The sequence below is a fragment of the Roseixanthobacter glucoisosaccharinicivorans genome (assembly GCF_043195095.2).
Classification (GTDB): Bacteria; Pseudomonadota; Alphaproteobacteria; order Rhizobiales; family Xanthobacteraceae; genus NCEH01.
This window is the reverse complement of the sequence record NZ_CM195538.1, coordinates 2,144,796-2,161,023: the sequence shown is the minus strand read 5'-3', so window position 1 is coordinate 2,161,023 and position 16,228 is coordinate 2,144,796. Positions and strand designations below refer to the sequence as shown.

The following is a 16,228-nucleotide window of genomic DNA, read 5'->3' as shown; positions in this document are numbered from 1 at the left end:
GCGTGGACCCTGTCCCGCGCCCCGGGTGGCGTTCGCCGCATGAAAGACAGAGCTTGACCTCTTTTTCCGAACTCGGCCTTGCCGAACCCATCGTCCAGGCCCTCACCGAAGAGCGCCATGTTACGCCGACGCCGATCCAGGCGCAGGCCATCCCCCAGATCCTCGCCGGCCATGACCTGATCGGCATCGCCCAGACCGGCACCGGCAAGACCGCAGCCTTCGCGCTGCCCATCCTCGACCATATGGTGCGCCATCCGCGCCGGCCCGAGCCCAAGCATGTGCGCGTGCTGGTGCTTTCGCCGACCCGCGAATTGTCCGGCCAGATCGTGGAGAATTTCGAGAAGTTCGGCCGTCACACCGGCCGCACCGTGGAACTCGCCATCGGCGGCGTTCCCATGGGCCGGCAGATTCGCGCCCTGCATCGCGGCGTGGACGTGCTGGTGGCCACCCCCGGCCGCCTGCTCGATCTCGCCGAGAACCACGCCGTGAAGCTCGACGCGGTGGAAGTGTTCGTGCTCGACGAAGCCGACCAGATGCTAGACATGGGCTTCGTCCATGCCATCCGCGCCATCATCCGCCGCCTGCCGGCGAAGCGCCACAATCTGTTCTTCTCGGCCACCATGCCGTCCGCCATCGCGGACCTGGCGGGCTCCATGCTGCGCAATCCCGTGACGGTCTCCGTCACCCCGGCGGCCAAGACCGCCGACCGGGTCGAACAGCATGTGATGCTGGTGGAAAAGCAGGGCAAGCCGGCGCTTCTGGCCGAATTGCTCGGCGGCGAGGGGGTCGAGCGCTCGCTCGTCTTCACCCGCACCAAGCACGGCGCCGACAAGGTGGTGAGCGCGCTCGCCAAATACGGCCGCGCCGCTGAGGCGATCCACGGCAACAAGTCGCAGAACCAGCGCGACCGCGTGCTCGCCGCCTTCCGTGAAGGCACCGTGCGCACCCTGGTGGCCACCGATATCGCCGCGCGCGGCATTGATGTCACGGGCGTCAGCCACGTGTTCAATTTCGACCTGCCGAACGTGCCGGAATCCTATGTCCACCGCATCGGCCGCACCGCGCGCGCCGGCCGTGAAGGCATCGCGATTTCCTTCTGCGACGGCGAGGAGCGCGCGTACCTGCGTTCGATCGAAAAGCTGATCCGCATGCAATTGCCGCTGACCGACCGTCGCTCGACGCCCGGCACGGCGCCGATCGTCGATCCCACCGCCGGGGCGCCCGCGCGCAACAAGCCGGCCGGTGGCCGCAGCGGCGCGCCGAGCCAGGGCCGCGGGCCGCGTCCCGATGGCCGCAGCCAGGATCATCGCGGCGACCACCGGGGCGATCATCGCGCCCACGATGGCCGTGGCGGACAGGAGGGGCGCTCTCACGAGGGGCGGTCCAACGAATCTCGCACTGCGGGCGCGCCCTCGGGCCGCCCTTCTGAATCGCCGCGCACAGGCGCGCGGCAGGATCAACGGGCGGTTCGCGCCCCGGGCGGCCAACGTGGCGCATCGGAAATCGGTGCGGTCGGCTTCATGCGCACCGGTTCCGGGCCTGCCGGCGGTGGCAAGCCGGGCACGGCGTTCAAGCGCCCGCGTTGAAATCTGGGGTAGCTGGAGAAGACTATATGGCGAAGGAAGAATTGCTGGAGTTCGAAGGAACGGTCACGGAAGTCCTGCCCGATGGCAACTTCCGTGTGCGGCTCGACAATGATCATCAGATCCTGGCCTATGCAGCCGGAAAGATGAAGAAGAACCGCATCCGCACCATTGAAGGGGACCGGGTGGTGGTCGAGATGTCGCCGTACGACCTCGATCGCGGTCGCATCAATTTCCGCCACAAGGCGGAAGGCAATGCCCCCCCGCCCGGCGCCCGCCGCCAGCAGAATTTCCGCCGCCGCTGATGCGCCTGCGGGCCTTGGCCCGTACCGTTTCGCGGAGTGCCACGGCTCGTGCGGCTGTCGATAAAACGGCGGCCGCAGCCTTTGGCGCGTGCTGCCGACAGCCGGACCGCTTGATAAGCGCCGCCATCCCCAGGGATGGCGGCGTTTTCGTTGCGGCACGCCCTCCCCATCGGCAAAAAATCCCCTTACCTTCCCCTCCAATCAAAGCCGGATCACCGGCGCGCGGGAGGATCAATGGCAGGTTCGATGTCGCACAGCGGCGCGTCGGCGGGTGATGCGCCGCCTTGCGCGGTGCAACTCGCGGGCGTGCGGATCGTCTTTCCCGCCCGCTCCAAGGGCGAGACGGCCTTCATCGCCGTCGAGGGGGCGGACCTGGAGGTGGCCGATGGGGAATTCGTCGCCATCGTCGGTCCCACGGGCTGCGGCAAATCCACCTTGCTCAACGCCACGGCCGGGCTGCTCATTCCCGGCGCCGGCACGGTCTCCATTTTCGGCGCTCCGCTCGGCGGCCTCAATCGCCAGGCCGGATATCTGTTTCAGGCCGAGGCCCTGTTTCCCTGGAAGACCGCGGTCGAGAACGTCGCCATCGGGCTCGATGTCGCGGGCATTCCCGCCGCCGAGGCGCGTGAACGGGCGCTGGCGTGGCTGAAGCGCGTGGGGCTCGCCGCCTTCGCCGATCGCTATCCCCACATGCTTTCGGGCGGACAGAGGAAGCGCGTGGGGTTGGCGCAGGTGCTGATCCGCGATCCGAAAATCCTGCTGATGGACGAGCCCTTCGGCCCGCTCGACGCGCAGACCCGCCAGATCATGGGCAACCTGCTGCTGGATTTGTGGAACGCCGATCGCAAGGCGGTGCTGTTCGTGACCCATGATCTCGAAGAGGCGATCGCGCTCGCGGACCGGGTGGTGATCATGGGCGCGGGGCCCGCCTCGCGCATCATCGGCCAATGGCGCATCGAGCTGCCGCGCCCGCGCGATATCGCCGAGGTGCGGCTCGATCCGGTGTTCCATGCCTTGCACCGGGAGATCTGGTCGGCGCTGAAGGAGGAAGTGGTGAAGGGCTATCTCCAGTCCGAGGGTGTGACCGCATGAACCGCCTGGTGCTGCATCTGCTGCAAGTGCTGGTGGCGGCTGTTCTCATCGCCATCTGGCATTTCGCCTCCACCATCAAGATTCCGGCCGGGCTGGTTTCCGCCAAGGCCTTCTATCCGCTGGACCCGTTCTTCTTCTCGACGCCGCTCGCGGTGTTCGAGCGCACGTGGCGCGATTTCGCGACCGGGGTGATCTGGTATCACCTCGGCATCACCTTGCTGGAGACGGTGCTCGCCTTCCTGATCGGCGCCGTGGGCGGCGTGCTGGTGGGCTTCTGGTTCGCGCGCCAGCAGCGGGTGGCCGCCGTGTTCGACCCCTATGTGAAGATGGCCAATGCCTTGCCGCGCGTGGTGCTGGCACCGATCTTCGCGCTGTGGCTCGGGCTCGGCATCTGGTCGAAGGTGGCGCTCGGGGTGACGCTCGTGTTCTTCATCGTCTTCTTCAACGTCTACCAGGGCGTGAAGGAGGTGAGCCCCGCCGTGCTCGCCAATGCGCGCATGCTCGGCATGAGCGAGCGGCAATTGCTGCGCCACGTCTATTGGCCGTCCGCGCTCTCCTGGATGTTCTCCTCCCTGCACACGGCGGTCGGGTTCGCGCTGGTGGGGGCGGTGGTGGGCGAATATCTCGGCTCGGCGGCGGGGCTCGGTTATCGCATCCATCAGGCCGAAGGGGTGTTCGACGTCACCGGGGTGTTTTCCGGCATGCTGGTGCTGGCGGTGTTCGTAATCATCATCGACACGTTCGTAAGCGCGATCGAGAATCGCCTCATGGTGTGGCGCCCCACCGCCGCGTCAAACCAAAGATAACAGGACGGAGGAATTCCCATGAGACGTGCATTTTTGCCACGTGCATTTCAGCTGGCCCGCCTCGCGCTCGGCGGCTTGCTTGCGCTCGGCGCGGCTGCGCCCGCCATGGCGCAGAAGGCCGAGAAGCCGAGCCTGACGCTCGGCGTCGGCGGCAAGCCGCTGCTCTATTATCTCCCGCTCACGATTGCGGAGCGGAAGGGCTTCTTCAAGGAGGAGGGGCTCGACGTCACCATCAATGATTTTGGCGGCGGCGCGAAATCCTTGCAGGCGCTGATCGGCGGCTCCATCGACGTGGTCACCGGCGCCTATGAGCATACCATCCGCATGCAGGCGAAGGGGCAGGACATCACCTCGGTGATCGAGCTTGGCCGCTATCCCGGCATCGTGCTGGTGGTGCGCAAGGACAAGGCCGACACCTACAAGAGCGTGAAGGATCTGAAGGGCGCGAAGATCGGCGTCACGGCGCCGGGTTCCTCCACGAACTTCTTCGTCAATTTCCTTTTGGCCAAGGACGGCCTGAAACCCGAGGACGTGTCGTTCGTGGGCGTCGGCGGCGGCGCCTCGGCGGTGGCGCAAATGAAGCGCGGCGAAATCGACGCCATGTCCAACCTCGATCCCGTCATCACCAAGCTGGAGAGCGACGGCGACGTGGTGGTGCTCGCGGACAGCCGCACCGAAGAAGGCAACCAGAAGATCTTCGGCGGTACCAATCCGGCCGCCGTGCTCTATATGAAGACCGATTTCATCGCCGAAAACCCGATCACCACCCAGAAGCTGGTGAATGCCTTCTACAAGGCCCTCATGTGGCTGAAGACCGCCACGCCCGAGGATGTGGCGAAGGTGGTGCCGGAAGAGTATCTGCTCGGCGACCCGGCGCTTTATATCGCGGCGGTGAAGGCCTCGAAGCCGATCTATTCGCGAACCGGCGTGATCCCCGAGAGCGGGATGAAAAACGCGCTGAACATGCTGGTGGAATTCGACCCCGAGTTGAAGGCGGCGAAGATCGACCTGCCGAAGACGTTCGACGGACGCTTCGTCGCCAAGGCGGCGGAAACCGTGAAATAACCCGGGGCGCGGGCGGGACGCACAGAAGAAATCTGGCTCTCGCCCGCCTCCAGCACCTTCTCCAAGCCGTTGATTTTGATCGGCAAAGCAGATGCGGGGCGGGGCGGTCGCGGGGCGCGCGGCGCGGTGGCGGCGAGAAAGTGCGCCAATGCCCTTGTTGCGACGCAGTTTGTGCTTATGTTGCAGCCATCCCAGACAGACGTCCTGCGCGCGAGCGCGGAATGGGGACGCGGACGGATGTACTCCGCTCCCGGATCTGGCTGGGTGCTTTTTCGTGGCCGGCGGTGAAGACCGCGGCGCGAAAGGGGTTGGGACAGTTCGTGCGGCCTGCCTTGTTTCGTTCCCTTCGGGCCGCGATCTCAAGCCTACTCCCTTCGGACTGCCCGGCTCCCGCGTGTCAAGCGCGGAGCAAATGCAACGTCTGAACGGAGGCCGATATGGCCACAGGTACTGTCAAGTTTTTCAACACCCAGAAGGGCTTCGGCTTCATCCAGCAGGATGGCGGCGGCGCCGACGTGTTCGTCCACATCAGCGACGTCGAGCGCTCGGGACTAAGCACGCTCAACGAGGGCCAGAAGGTGTCGTTCGAGGTTGTCGACGACAACCGCGGCAAGTCCAAGGCTTCGAACCTCTCCGCCCTCTGAGGCTGCCCGCCGATCCGGCTGAAGCCGGATCGGTATTTTTCTTGTCCGGTTGAGCCGGACGGGACTCTCGGCCGCCGGCCTGTGCCGCAGCGGCCTTTTCTTTGTCCGCCTCGTTTCAAGCCGCGTCGTTGCAAGCCGGCTGCGTGGCGAGTGGGACTCGTGGCGAGCCGGAGCCGCCTGCGGGCGTCCTGCTCAGCGCATCACATAGACCGTGGCGCCGACCTTCACGCGATTGTACAGGTCGGTCACATCGTCATTGGTCATGCGGATGCAGCCGGACGAGACCGCCTGTCCGATGGTGTCCGGCTCGTTGGAGCCGTGGATGCGGTACAGGCTCGAGCCCAGATACATGGCGCGCGCGCCGAGCGGATTGTCGATGCCGCCGGGCATGTAGCGCGGCAGATCGGGGCGGCGCTTCAGCATCTGCGACGGCGGGGTCCAGGACGGCCATTCCTTCTTGGCGCTCACGGTCTTCACGCCGGACCATTGAAAGCCCTCGCGGCCGACGCCGACGCCATACTGGATCGCCTGGCCCGGCGCCGTCACATAATACAGGCGCCGCTCGTTGGTGCGGATGATGATCGTGCCCGGCTTATACTTGCCGTCGATCGCCACCATCTGGCGCGGGATCGGCGAGGTGCCGGCCGTCACGCCCATCGATGAGGTGCCGAACAGCTTGTTGAAGCCGAATATGTCGTAAGTGTCGTTGGCTTTTGCGGGCATCGCGCCGAGGACGAGGGCGGCGAAACCGGCGACGGCGAAGGTCTTGAAAGCCATGGGGACCCACCTCGGTCAATGATGTCGCCAGGAACGCAGCGTCCACCAGCGTCATAGGGATGTCGCCTCAAATGCGGCGATCATGCAACCAATTTGTGGCGGCGAGGTTCCCCGCGGAATGCATCTGTGATCGAACGTCGCAGAGCGCCAGAATTTCTTACTTTAGGGAATGTTGCGCCCTCGCAATGAACCCCGCGAGCAGGGCATTGAAGGCTTCCGGCGCTTCCAGGAAGGGCGCGTGGCCGCAGGTTTCGAAGACCACATGCTCGGCCCCGCTGGCCTGCGCGGCGATGCGGTCCGACATGGCGGGGAGAATCACCTGGTCCTTGCGCCCATGCACCGCCAGCACCGGACGGGTGAGGGCGGCGAGTTCCGGCGCATAATCCGTGGGCCGCCCGCCCATGCTGGCGCGCACCTGGGGCGGCGTCATCATGTTCGCCGCAAGGGTGATTTCGAAGCTGTCGGCGTCGAGCGGGATTTCGAAGCATTTGCGCAGGAAGGCGCGGGTGGCGGCGATGTTGGTCGCAAGGTCCTCGCTGCCCATCAGGCGCATCAGATTGTTGCAGGAGCCGAACAGCGCACGCTCGGTGGCCACGACCGCATCCACGAACACCACGCCGCCCAAAGCGGCGTCGCCGTGATGGCGCAGATAATCGCAGATCACCCGCCCGCCATAGGACCACCCCACCACCACCGGCCGCTCCAGCGCGAGCTGGTCGATGAGTGCGGCGAGGTCGCCCGCCCAGCGGCTCTCTTGCTGATAATGCACGGGCTCAAGCGGCTTGTCGGAGGCCCCGTGGCCGCGCAGGTCGAACGTGACCAGCCGCAGATGCGCCAGCGCGTCGCTCTCCACCTGCCGCCGCCAGCACAGGCCGCTCTGGCTGTAGCCATGGATGAACAGCACCGGCCGGCCCAGCGCCGTCCCCCATTCCTGGACCGCCAGGGACACGCCGTCGGGCGCGATCACATGGGTGGAGCGATGGGGTAGCAGGGTGACGGGATCGCGCATGCGGCCTCAGGATAGAAAATGGCCCATGGCAATGCCCGCCAGGGCCGCGCAGGTGGCGACGGACAAGGTTTCCAACGCCGTCCGGGCGACCGGCCGCTTCGCCACCAGCCCGCGCCCGATGCCGAGCGCCAGCAGCAATGCGGCGGTTACCGCCAGCGAGACGATGCGCGCCTGTTCCATCGGCAGCAAGGCGAATGGAATGACGGGGGTAAAGCCCGCGAACAGGTCCGACACGAACATCCAGAAGGCGTGGGCGGCGGGGGAGGCATCGTCATCATTGCCATCCGGCGCGAGGGCGGACCGCAGCGCGGGCACGGCCTGCGGGCTGCGGCTGATGGCGGCGCTGATCTGGTCCACATCGGTCGGGGCAACGCCGGCGGCGCGCAGGCTGGTGCGGATGGCGGTGAGGCTGCCGGCGAGTTCCGCGCGCCGCTCGGCCGGCGCTGCCTGGGCGCGGGCGCGGCGGGCATCGCGCACCGATTCGGCGTCCAGATAGGATCCCGCCATCATGGAGACGGCCGCCGCCGCCGCGCCGGTGGCCCCGGCGATCAGCACCGTCTTCGCGTCATTGGTGGTGAGCGCGACGCCGAACACCAGGCCGAAGATGGAGACGGTGCCGTCTTCCATGCCGAACACGATTTCGCCGATGGACGCCTTGAAAGAGCGAGTGATTCCTTCAAAAACGCCCATCATCCAAGCTCCAGCGCGAGCCAGCGTGGGCGCCCCCTGCGCCCTGCGGCCCGATCACGACGCTCTTACCACGTCCGGCGGGAACTGTGACGCTCACGCCGGCTTGTTTAGAAGCGCGGGGCGTTTGGGACTGGCGCGTGGGCGATGTCGGCCAGGGAGGTCAGGCGATGAAACGCATTCTTCTGGGTTGTGTGCTGGTGCTCGCCGCCGGACAGGCGGCGTCCGCGCGGCCGGCGAGTTATAAAATGTCGTGTGCCGCAACGGCGGGCCTGGTGCAAAGCCGGGGCGCCGCTTTGCTGGATACCTCGCCCACGACGTTCGACCGCTATGTGCGGGACATGACCTTCTGCATGCCGGACGAAGCCTTGCGGCCGGAATGGGTGCGCACCCGCGACAACCCGCAATGCTTCGTGGGCTATACCTGCTATGAGCCGGAACGCGATCGCCGATGGGGGTGGTGAGATCCGCATCCGCCGCCCAATCACCTAAAATGTTTCACGTGAAACAATGGCTTAGCGCAGACGAACATGGGTTTCGTGAGGGACCTCGCCGGCTCTGCGGCGGATAAAACCCGAAGTTCGGGCGAATCTCCGCCCATGGATGACTCCAGGCGGGCGACACGGCGAAAGCTGGGAACGGGGGACGGGCAGCGCGGCTCCATTCGCACGCGTCGTCGCAGCGCGGCGGGCAAACCAAATCCGGCTGCAGCCGATCATCGGAATGGATCGAGAAGAATGGTGGTCGATGTAGGGATTGAACCTACGACCCCTCCCGTGTGAAGGGAGTGCTCTCCCGCTGAGCTAATCGACCGGCCATTTCGTTTGCCGTCTGGCAGGAGGCAGCGATTTAGTGCCCCAGCGCGGGGGTGTCAAGGGCGGGGGGAGCTATCCACAGGCCGCCGACCGGCCCCCTACCCTTCGACGCGCGCAGATCATCGCGCCGGCTGGCGCAGCAGATCGCGCACCGCGCCTTGCAGCTGGTCGAAATGATGGATGAGGACATCGGCGCCGAGCGCTGAGGGCGCGATCTCCGTATAGCCGAAGGAAACGGCGATCACCGGCACCCCGGCGGCCTTGGCGGTGGCCACATCGGTGGCGCTGTCGCCGACCATCAGCCCGAATCCGTCCGCCGCGCCGGCCGCCGCGAAGGTGGAGAGCAGGGGCAGGGGATCGGGCTTCGGCTTGGCGTAGGTGTCCGCCCCGGTGATGGCGACGAACCGCCGCGTCAGGTCGAGCCGGTCGAGCAGCAGGCGGGCCAGATGCTCCAGCTTGTTGGTGCACACCGCGAGCAATGCGCCCTCTTCGGCGAGGGCGTCGAGCGCCTCCAGCAGGCCGGGGAAGGGCCGGGAATGGTCGGCGATATGGTCGGCGTAATGGGCGATGAAGCGCGCGGTGAGGGCGTCCAGGTCCGCCTTGGGGGCGATGATGCCGTTGTGCTCCAGCGCCCGCACGATCAGCATGCGCGCACCGCCGCCGATCATGTTGCGCGTGGCGTCGCGGTCCACGGGGGCGATGGCATAGTCCGCCAGCACCGCATCGAGGGTCGCCAGCAGGTCGGGCGCGGTATCGACCAGCGTGCCGTCGAGGTCGAAGGCGATGACGGGGCGCGGGTTCAGCATGGGGAGCATCCTTGCGGGGAGGGCGTGGCTTTCGGACTTGGCTTTCGGGCGTGGCTTTTCTTGGCTGTCTCGCCCCCTGCCTACAATCCTGCCGCTTTTCATGTCCAGCGTCCCGGCGACGGCGGCGGCACGGGGCGCGGCGCGAAGGAGACGACACATGGCGGAATGGTCCGGACGCGGCAGGAGCACGGCGGAACGCAGGGCTGTGGCGGGGCGCGGGATGCCGGTGGGGCGCCGGATCCTGGCGGCGGCCGGCCTCGCGGCGGGCGTGCTCACCGGCACGGCTGCCTTTGCGCAGACCGCCCCCGGCGCGGGCAATTTCGCTTTCGAGGCGCCCCCCTCGGTGCAGGCCAACCGCGTCTATTCCGTCAACCGCCAGACCGGCGAAGTCTCCGCCTGCCAGTTCGAGCGGCCCGACAGCGCGCTCGTCGGCCTCACACGCTGCTTTCCCAAGGGCGAGGGCGCCGGGGCGCAGAAGGCCGGGGCTTATTCCCTGGTCTCCACCCGCTTTGCCGGGGAGACCGGCATTTTCCGCGTCAATGCGGACACGGGCGAGATGAGCGTGTGTTATGTGCGCGACGTGCCCAAGAGCGGCGGGGGCGGCGCGGAGCCCATGGTCCTGTGCACGCCGCAGGCAAAGTAGCCGTGAAGCCATCTGTCGCCGGCCTCCCCGCTTGTCGGCGGCGCCGATCAAGGCTAGCAACCGTTCAGCCAGCCACCGCCAGCCACCGGACACCCAAATGGCCGATGCCGAAGACCTGAAGCGCGCCGCCGCCGCCCGTGCCCTCACATTCGTGACGGACGGCATGCGCCTTGGCCTCGGCACCGGCTCCACCGCGCGGCATTTCGTGGATCTGCTCGCGGCGCGGGTGCGCGAGGGGCTGAACGTCGTGGGCGTGCCCACCTCCGAACAGACCCGCGCGCAGGCGCTGTCGCTCGGCGTGCCGCTGGCGACCCTGGACGAACTGCCCGAGCTGGACCTGTGCATCGACGGTGCCGACGAGGTCGGGCCTGATCTCGCGCTCATCAAGGGCGGCGGCGGGGCGTTGCTGCGCGAGAAGATCGTCGCCAGCGCCGCGCGCGAAATGGTGGTGATCGCGGACGCCTCCAAGCATGTGGCGCAGCTCGGCCGCTTTCCGCTGCCGATCGAGGTGGTGGATTTCGGCGTTCCCGCCATTACCCTGCGCTTGGCGCGCGCGCTGGAGGCGGCGGGCTGCGCCGGCGATCTGGTGCTGCGCCGGGTGAACGGGGCGGCGCCTTTCGTCACCGACCAGGGCAATGTCATCCTGGACGCCCATCTCGGCCGCATTCCCGACCCGGCGGCGCTTGCCCGCCAGATCGAGCAGGTGGCGGGCGTGGTGGAACACGGACTTTTTCTCGGCCTCGCGCGCCGCGTCATCCTGGCTGGTCCCGGCGGCATCGAGCTGCTCGAACGGTCTGCCTGAACCCAATTCAACGGAGAAGAATATGCGCCCCTCGCTTGCCCAACGCCTCGGTGCCGGCCTGTTCGCCCTCTCGCTCTCGGGCGGCGTCGCCCTTGCCCAGCAGGCCCAGCAGCTGACGGTCCAGCCCTCCGCGGGCCAGATGCAGGCCGCGCGCGACTTGGTGAACGCAAACGGCGAAGCCCGCGCGTTCAACGGCGTGATCGCCAATCTGGTGGACGGCGCCGCGCTCGGCTTCCTCCAGACCAATCCCGATCTCGCCCCCCAATTGCGCGACGTCGCCGTCGCCCTGCGCCCGGAGTTCGAGAAGCGCCAGGCGGAGATCATCGACATGGTCGCCGCCTCCTATGCGCAGCGCTTCACCGAGGCCGAGCTGAAGGAGGCGCTGGCGTTCTACAAGTCGCCCACCGGGCAGAAGCTGGTGAACGACCGTCCCGCGATCGTCCAGCAGGCGGTGCAGAACATCCAGGCCTGGAGCGCCAAGCTCAATTCCGACGCGATGGAGCGGATTCGCGTCGAAATGAAGAAGCGCGGCTACGATCTGTGATCTGAGGCGCGTTTTGACGCGACGCTTCAGGGCGTCGCGTGCGGCGGGGCTATGGCATCGGTGCGGGGATTCCGGCTTCCCTCCGGGTGCTTGGCGATCCCGGCGTGCAGGCTGTTGCGCGCGAGATTGGGATTATAGTGCGGGTCCACCAGCGTGGCGGTGCGCCAGAGCGCTTCCATGCGCGCCCGCTGGGCCTTGAGCCGCTCGCGATGGGCCTTGCTGCGCCGGCGCCCGCGCGAGGCGGATTCATGGTGCAGCAGGAGCGCGAACGGCGTCCACACCAGTTCGAACCCACCGGCCCGGGCGCGCAGGCACAGGTCGATATCGTTGCAATCCTCGGCGAAGCGCTCGGCATCGAGCGGGCCGATCTGGTCCCAGCATTCCCGGCTGATCATCAGGCACGCGCCGGTGACCGCGCTGAGATTGTTGCGCGCATGCAGGCGCCCGAGATGGCCGGCCATGTCTTCCGCGCCATGGGAAAACCAGTGCGCGGCATAGCGGAACAGCCCGGCGATCACGCCCGCATGCTGGAGCGTGCGATCGGGAAACAGCAGCTTCGCCCCGACGATGCCGGTGCCCGGCAAGGCGGCGAGCGAGACCATCTCGTGTAGCCAGCCGGGCTCCACCACCTCGATATCGTTGTTCAGCAGGCAGATCAGATTGCCTGAGGCTGCGTCCACGCCGGCGTTGCAGATGCGCGGATAATTGAACCCGCCCTCATCGCGCACCACGATCGTACGCGGCCAGGCGGCGGCGATCTCCGCGAACAGAGCGAAGGTCTCGGCCTCCACCGAGCCGTTGTCGACGATCACGATCTCGAAATTGCGATAGGCCGTGTGTGCGATCAGCGAGCGCAGCGCCATGCCCATGAGATCGGCGCGATCGCGGGTCGGGATGACGAACGACACCAGCGGCGGCGTGTCCGGCAGGCGGTAATGCGGGCGCAGCTTCAGGTCGGCGCGGATCTCCACCGGGGCGCCGGTGGCATCCTCCAGCGCCCGCGCGGCTTCACGGGCTTGGTCGGGGGAGGAAAAGCCGGTCCAGCCGCCAGCGCCCTGTCGTCCATAGCCGACGCGTGGAATATGGCGGATGGCGGCAGGCGAAACGGCCCCCACGGCGCGCAGCAACAAATCATAGCGCCACGCCAGCGGCAGATAGGCCCGCGCGCCGCCGATGGCGCGGGCATGGGCCGTGCGCAGCGCGACGATATCGCCGAAATAGTCCACCGCGCGCAGCAGGTGGCGGTTGAACGCCGGCTTGAAGACGCCGTCGCGCGGCGCGCCCGTGTCATCGAGCGTTTCCTCGTCGGTATAGGCGAGCATGCAATCGGCATGGGCCGCGAACGCGGCGCGGATCATCCCCACGGCATCGCGGGTGGGCTGGCCGGTGGGATCGAGCAGCGCCACCGTCTCGCCCTTGGCGGCGGCCAGCAGCGCATTGAAGGTCAGCGGCGCGGTGCCGGCGCCCGGCAGGACGCGGACGCGCGGTTCGTCCGCCAGTTCGGCCGGTATGTCGCCCGCCGCGTCCGGCAGGCCGATCAGCCATTCCCAATGGGGATCGCTCTGCCCGCGCAGGGCGGCGAGGCAAGCGGCGATATCCTGCGCCCGCGTGTCGGCACCGAGCACGCTGAGGAACGACAGGGTCGCGTCCTCCGGCGCGAGCGGCCCGGTGAAATCCTCCACATGGGCCTTGCGATAGCGCAGATAGCGTCGCGTCGCCTGGATCTGGCGGGCGGGCGAATCGGCGAACAGCGAGGCGTGCATGCCGCGCAGATCGCGCGCCGCCGCGCCCGCCGCCCGCCAGCGCCGGTGCGGGGGCAGGCCGGGAAAGCTGCCACGGGCGAAGGCATGCAGCTTCAGCCACACTTTTCCGCGCGGATACAAGCCGAGGCGCAGGCCATCCCCCGGTGTCGCGCTCACGCGCGCGGTGCCGCGCGGCAGCAGGAGCGCGGCCACCGGCGCGGCGATCGTCGCCCGGCCGAGCACGGCCCCGTTTGACGCGAGGAAGGTCAGCTCCAGCGGGTCCGTGGCCCGCGCGGGCTCGCGGGCGATTTCCACCGCGAACACGCCGTCCCCGGCGGCGAGGCGCGCGCGCCAGAGCCACGGCAGGAAAAAGCGCCGCGCGCCGTGTTCGGTATCGTCGGCGCGAAGCCAGAGCGGGGAAATCTCTGCGGGCATTCGAATGCGGTGTGCCTCGGTCGGCGGGGAGCGTTCCGGGTCTTGAAGCACCCCTCGCAGCGCCCCGCAAGCGCGGGCACAGCCATGCCCTGCGCGCGCTTGACGGCGCAGGCTGCGTGTCTACATCTCGGCAGGGCCGCGCGGACCCATCCGCGAAGGCCCAGCCGTGAAGGCCAACAGGAGCACGCCATGTCCGACACCGAAATCGACCTCTTCGTCATCGGTGGCGGGTCCGGTGGCGTGCGCGCCGCCCGGATCGCCGCCCAGCACGGCGCCAAGGTGATGCTGGCGGAGGAATACCGCATGGGCGGCACCTGCGTCATTCGCGGCTGCGTGCCGAAGAAGCTGTTCGTCCATGCCGGCCGCTATGCCCAGGACCTGAAGGACATGGCCGGCTTCGGCTGGAGCGTGGAGGGCGCGCGCTTCGACTGGCCCACCCTGATCGCCAACAAGGACACGGAAATCGGCCGCCTCGAGGCGATCTATCGGCGCAATGCGGAAGCGGCGGGGGTGAAGATCGTCGCGTCCCGCGCGGTGCTGGAAGGCCCCAATACGGTGCAGATTCTCGCCACCGGCGAGCGGGTGCGGGCGAAATATATCCTCATCGCCACCGGCGCCCATCCCGCGCTCGGCCCTGCGATTCCGGGCTGCGAATTGGCGATCACCTCGAACGAGGCGTTTCATCTTCCAGCGTTGCCGAAGCGCATCCTGATTCAGGGCGGCGGCTATATCGCGGTAGAATTCGCCGGCATGTTCAACGCGCTCGGCTGCGAGGTCACCTTGGTGCAGCGCGCCGAAGTGATCCTGCGCGGGTTCGACGACGAGATCCGCGCCCATCTCGCCAAGGAGATGGAGCACGCCGGCGTGCGCATGATGTGCGGGCGCACGCTCACATCCATCACGGCGGTCGAGGGCGGCAAGCGGGTTCGCCTCTCCGACGAGACCGAGGTGGAAGTGGACGAGGTGATGCTGGCCATCGGCCGCGTGCCCAACACGCGCAATCTCGGCCTGGAAACCGCGGGCGTCGTGCTGGACGCGGTGGGCGCGGTGAAGGTGGATGCCCATTCGGCCACCAATGTTGCCTCCATCTATGCGGTGGGCGACGTCACCAATCGCATCAATCTGACGCCGGTGGCCATTCGCGAGGGGCACGCCTTCGCCGACACCGTGTTCGGCAACAAGCCCTGGCAGGTCGACCATTCGCTGATCGCCACCGCCGTGTTCAGCGAGCCGGAGATCGGCACCGTCGGCCTCTCGGAGGCCGCCGCGCGCAAGGCCGGTTATACGCTCGACATCTACAAGACCGATTTCCGCCCGCTCAAGGCGACGCTCTCGGGCAATCCATCGCGCGTCTTCATGAAGCTGGTGGTGGATGCGCAGACCGACAAGGTGCTCGGCTGCCACATCCTGGGGGAGGCGGCATCCGAGATGATCCAGCTTGCGGCGGTGGCCCTCGGCCTCGGCGCCACCAAGGCGGACTTCGACCGCACGGTCGCGGTGCATCCCACGTCCGCCGAGGAATTGGTGACGCTCCGCACCAAAGCGTCATAAACCGCGCCGCTGGGGCAACCGGACTGCGCCTTGGCGCGTTGTCTTCCAGAGTCCTGCGGCCGGTCGCGCCGCGGGAACAGCCGGAGACAGCATGATGACCGAGGTTCCCCAGATTGATATCGACAGCACCGGCCGCGCGCCGCTCTCCGGCAGCGTGGACCAGCGCCGGGCCGATGCGCCCCGCGTGGCGCCGGGCATCGGCGCGCTGCCCGCGAATTACCGCACCGTGTTCCATCACCAGATGGAAGCCGACCCGCAGGTGATGCTGGCCTTGTTCGATCTGGAGAATGCGGCCACCCTTGCCGAGGTCATCCGCGACCAGTCGCAAAGCGTGCTGCGCGCGGCCCGGCAACTGAACCGCGAGGACGAGGTGATGGCCGATGTGCCCATGCCGCCGCTGCTGCGGAACATCGGGCTTGAAAACCTGCCGGCCTTCCCCAGAGACATGCTGGACGATTATTTCCGGTCGGTGCAGATAGAGGCTTAACCGCACCGATCCTGGAGTTTCCTCGTGCAGCGCCCCGCCGTCGCCCTTTTCGTCTGCGCGCTCGCCCTTGCGCCAGTTGCCGCGTTCGCCGATCCCATCACGCCCGCCCAGGACAAGCCCGGGTCGGTGCTGAAATATCAGCGCCTCGGCCCGGACGATCGCCAGGCGACGCTTGAAGCCTTCACCGGCGCCAAGATCACGAACCTCACCGCATTCGACAGCCTGGACGCCTGCACCCTGCGCGAGACCACCGAGTCCGACGCCAGCCACGCCAAGCTCGGCAAGACCATCGCGGATTGCCAGAAGGAACTCGGCAAATAGGCTTTCCTCCGCCTTCGCGGGGGAAAGCGCGGGCGCGCTTTATCGCAAAGCCCACTCCTGCAAGGGAACTCTGCAAGGGAACTCTGCTCGTGAGCGATCGACATTCAGCGTTGG

The 16,228-nt window shown here is 67.5% G+C and carries 18 protein-coding genes and 1 tRNA gene; 13 read left to right on the top strand and 6 right to left on the bottom strand.

What is annotated here, in order from left to right; translation table 11 throughout:
* The first annotated feature begins 53 nt into the window (after nt 1-53).
* The 6 genes from V5F78_RS09740 (at nt 54) to V5F78_RS09715 (ending at nt 5,495) form a co-directional block, all read left to right on the top strand.
* Entirely contained in the window at nt 54-1,586 is a 1,533-nt protein-coding gene (locus V5F78_RS09740; RefSeq protein ID WP_394071657.1) for a DEAD/DEAH box helicase, read from the top strand.
* Between the two features lie 26 nt (nt 1,587-1,612).
* Nucleotides 1,613-1,888 carry a translation initiation factor IF-1 gene (gene infA / locus V5F78_RS09735; protein WP_012115181.1) on the top strand — a complete coding sequence of 92 codons (276 nt, stop codon included), beginning with the start codon at nt 1,613-1,615 and terminating at the stop codon, nt 1,886-1,888.
* 234 nt (nt 1,889-2,122) lie between these two features.
* Nucleotides 2,123-2,980 (top strand): ABC transporter ATP-binding protein, encoded by an 858-nt coding sequence (locus V5F78_RS09730; RefSeq protein WP_394071658.1) that lies wholly within the window; start codon nt 2,123-2,125, stop codon nt 2,978-2,980.
* A complete protein-coding gene (locus V5F78_RS09725) occupies nt 2,977-3,786 on the top strand; it encodes an ABC transporter permease (RefSeq protein WP_394071659.1) in 810 nt (269 codons plus the stop codon). The genes V5F78_RS09730 and V5F78_RS09725 overlap by 4 nt, the downstream gene beginning before the upstream one ends.
* A gap of 18 nt (nt 3,787-3,804) precedes the next feature.
* Complete coding sequence (locus V5F78_RS09720) at nt 3,805-4,851, top strand: ABC transporter substrate-binding protein (RefSeq protein ID WP_394071660.1); 1,047 nt, start codon at nt 3,805-3,807, stop codon at nt 4,849-4,851.
* A gap of 437 nt (nt 4,852-5,288) precedes the next feature.
* On the top strand, nt 5,289-5,495 hold the full coding sequence (locus V5F78_RS09715; protein ID WP_394071661.1) for a cold-shock protein: 207 nt from the start codon (nt 5,289-5,291) through the stop codon (nt 5,493-5,495).
* Nucleotides 5,496-5,687: 192 nt separating this feature from the next.
* Here V5F78_RS09715 and V5F78_RS09710 read toward each other — a convergent pair whose 3' ends face one another.
* The 3 genes from V5F78_RS09710 to V5F78_RS09700 form a co-directional block, all read right to left on the bottom strand.
* Nucleotides 5,688-6,272, bottom strand: coding sequence for a L,D-transpeptidase (locus tag V5F78_RS09710; RefSeq protein ID WP_394071662.1), 585 nt, complete (start codon nt 6,270-6,272; stop codon nt 5,688-5,690).
* Nucleotides 6,273-6,429: 157 nt separating this feature from the next.
* Entirely contained in the window at nt 6,430-7,281 is an 852-nt protein-coding gene (locus V5F78_RS09705; protein WP_394071663.1) for an alpha/beta fold hydrolase, read from the bottom strand.
* A 6-nt stretch (nt 7,282-7,287) separates the two neighbouring features.
* Nucleotides 7,288-7,974, bottom strand: a complete 687-nt coding sequence (locus V5F78_RS09700; RefSeq protein WP_509276742.1) for a VIT1/CCC1 transporter family protein — start codon at nt 7,972-7,974, stop codon at nt 7,288-7,290.
* Between the two features lie 164 nt (nt 7,975-8,138).
* On the opposite strand from V5F78_RS09700, the gene V5F78_RS09695 reads away from it, so the two are divergent.
* On the top strand, nt 8,139-8,432 hold the full coding sequence (locus V5F78_RS09695; protein WP_394071665.1) for a hypothetical protein: 294 nt from the start codon (nt 8,139-8,141) through the stop codon (nt 8,430-8,432).
* Between the two features lie 274 nt (nt 8,433-8,706).
* Here V5F78_RS09695 and V5F78_RS09690 read toward each other — a convergent pair.
* Nucleotides 8,707-8,781, bottom strand: a tRNA-Val gene (locus V5F78_RS09690).
* Nucleotides 8,782-8,902: 121 nt separating this feature from the next.
* Nucleotides 8,903-9,589, bottom strand: coding sequence for a phosphoglycolate phosphatase (gene gph / locus V5F78_RS09685; RefSeq protein ID WP_394071666.1), 687 nt, complete (start codon nt 9,587-9,589; stop codon nt 8,903-8,905).
* Between the two features lie 157 nt (nt 9,590-9,746).
* Here gph and V5F78_RS09680 point away from each other — a divergent pair, with 157 nt between their 5' ends.
* From V5F78_RS09680 to V5F78_RS09670, 3 genes are all read left to right on the top strand, one after another.
* Complete coding sequence (locus V5F78_RS09680; protein WP_394071667.1) at nt 9,747-10,232, top strand: hypothetical protein; 486 nt, start codon at nt 9,747-9,749, stop codon at nt 10,230-10,232.
* A 97-nt stretch (nt 10,233-10,329) separates the two neighbouring features.
* Entirely contained in the window at nt 10,330-11,034 is a 705-nt protein-coding gene (gene rpiA, locus V5F78_RS09675; RefSeq protein WP_394071668.1) for a ribose-5-phosphate isomerase RpiA, read from the top strand.
* Nucleotides 11,035-11,056: 22 nt separating this feature from the next.
* Entirely contained in the window at nt 11,057-11,578 is a 522-nt protein-coding gene (locus V5F78_RS09670; RefSeq protein ID WP_394071669.1) for a DUF2059 domain-containing protein, read from the top strand.
* Between the two features lie 26 nt (nt 11,579-11,604).
* Here the strand turns inward: V5F78_RS09670 and V5F78_RS09665 are convergent, their stop codons facing one another.
* On the bottom strand, nt 11,605-13,755 hold the full coding sequence (locus V5F78_RS09665; RefSeq protein WP_394071670.1) for a glycosyltransferase family 2 protein: 2,151 nt from the start codon (nt 13,753-13,755) through the stop codon (nt 11,605-11,607).
* 189 nt (nt 13,756-13,944) lie between these two features.
* Here V5F78_RS09665 and gor point away from each other — a divergent pair, with 189 nt between their 5' ends.
* The 3 genes from gor (at nt 13,945) to V5F78_RS09650 (ending at nt 16,114) form a co-directional block, all read left to right on the top strand.
* A complete protein-coding gene (gene gor / locus V5F78_RS09660; protein WP_394071671.1) occupies nt 13,945-15,306 on the top strand; it encodes a glutathione-disulfide reductase in 1,362 nt (453 codons plus the stop codon).
* Between the two features lie 91 nt (nt 15,307-15,397).
* Entirely contained in the window at nt 15,398-15,793 is a 396-nt protein-coding gene (locus V5F78_RS09655; protein WP_509276740.1) for a hypothetical protein, read from the top strand.
* A gap of 24 nt (nt 15,794-15,817) precedes the next feature.
* Nucleotides 15,818-16,114: a hypothetical protein gene (locus tag V5F78_RS09650; RefSeq protein ID WP_394071673.1), complete on the top strand. Its 297-nt coding sequence runs from the start codon at nt 15,818-15,820 to the stop codon at nt 16,112-16,114.
* Nucleotides 16,115-16,228 lie beyond the last annotated feature (114 nt).

Bases quoted from the DNA above. Each gene is read 5' to 3' on its own strand.
- V5F78_RS09705 (WP_394071663.1), bottom strand. From the start codon at position 7,281: ATGCGCGATCCCGTCACCCTGCTACCCCATCGCTCCACCCATGTGATC.
- V5F78_RS09680 (WP_394071667.1), top strand. From the start codon at position 9,747: ATGGCGGAATGGTCCGGACGCGGCAGGAGCACGGCGGAACGCAGGGCT.
- V5F78_RS09710 (WP_394071662.1), bottom strand. From the start codon at position 6,272: ATGGCTTTCAAGACCTTCGCCGTCGCCGGTTTCGCCGCCCTCGTCCTC.
- gor (WP_394071671.1), top strand. From the start codon at position 13,945: ATGTCCGACACCGAAATCGACCTCTTCGTCATCGGTGGCGGGTCCGGT.
- infA (WP_012115181.1), top strand. From the start codon at position 1,613: ATGGCGAAGGAAGAATTGCTGGAGTTCGAAGGAACGGTCACGGAAGTC.
- V5F78_RS09725 (WP_394071659.1), top strand. From the start codon at position 2,977: ATGAACCGCCTGGTGCTGCATCTGCTGCAAGTGCTGGTGGCGGCTGTT.
- V5F78_RS09695 (WP_394071665.1), top strand. From the start codon at position 8,139: ATGAAACGCATTCTTCTGGGTTGTGTGCTGGTGCTCGCCGCCGGACAG.
- V5F78_RS09655 (WP_509276740.1), top strand. From the start codon at position 15,398: ATGATGACCGAGGTTCCCCAGATTGATATCGACAGCACCGGCCGCGCG.
- V5F78_RS09730 (WP_394071658.1), top strand. From the start codon at position 2,123: ATGGCAGGTTCGATGTCGCACAGCGGCGCGTCGGCGGGTGATGCGCCG.
- V5F78_RS09700 (WP_509276742.1), bottom strand. From the start codon at position 7,974: ATGATGGGCGTTTTTGAAGGAATCACTCGCTCTTTCAAGGCGTCCATC.
- V5F78_RS09670 (WP_394071669.1), top strand. From the start codon at position 11,057: ATGCGCCCCTCGCTTGCCCAACGCCTCGGTGCCGGCCTGTTCGCCCTC.
- V5F78_RS09715 (WP_394071661.1), top strand. From the start codon at position 5,289: ATGGCCACAGGTACTGTCAAGTTTTTCAACACCCAGAAGGGCTTCGGC.
- rpiA (WP_394071668.1), top strand. From the start codon at position 10,330: ATGGCCGATGCCGAAGACCTGAAGCGCGCCGCCGCCGCCCGTGCCCTC.
- V5F78_RS09720 (WP_394071660.1), top strand. From the start codon at position 3,805: ATGAGACGTGCATTTTTGCCACGTGCATTTCAGCTGGCCCGCCTCGCG.
- gph (WP_394071666.1), bottom strand. From the start codon at position 9,589: ATGCTGAACCCGCGCCCCGTCATCGCCTTCGACCTCGACGGCACGCTG.
- V5F78_RS09665 (WP_394071670.1), bottom strand. From the start codon at position 13,755: ATGCCCGCAGAGATTTCCCCGCTCTGGCTTCGCGCCGACGATACCGAA.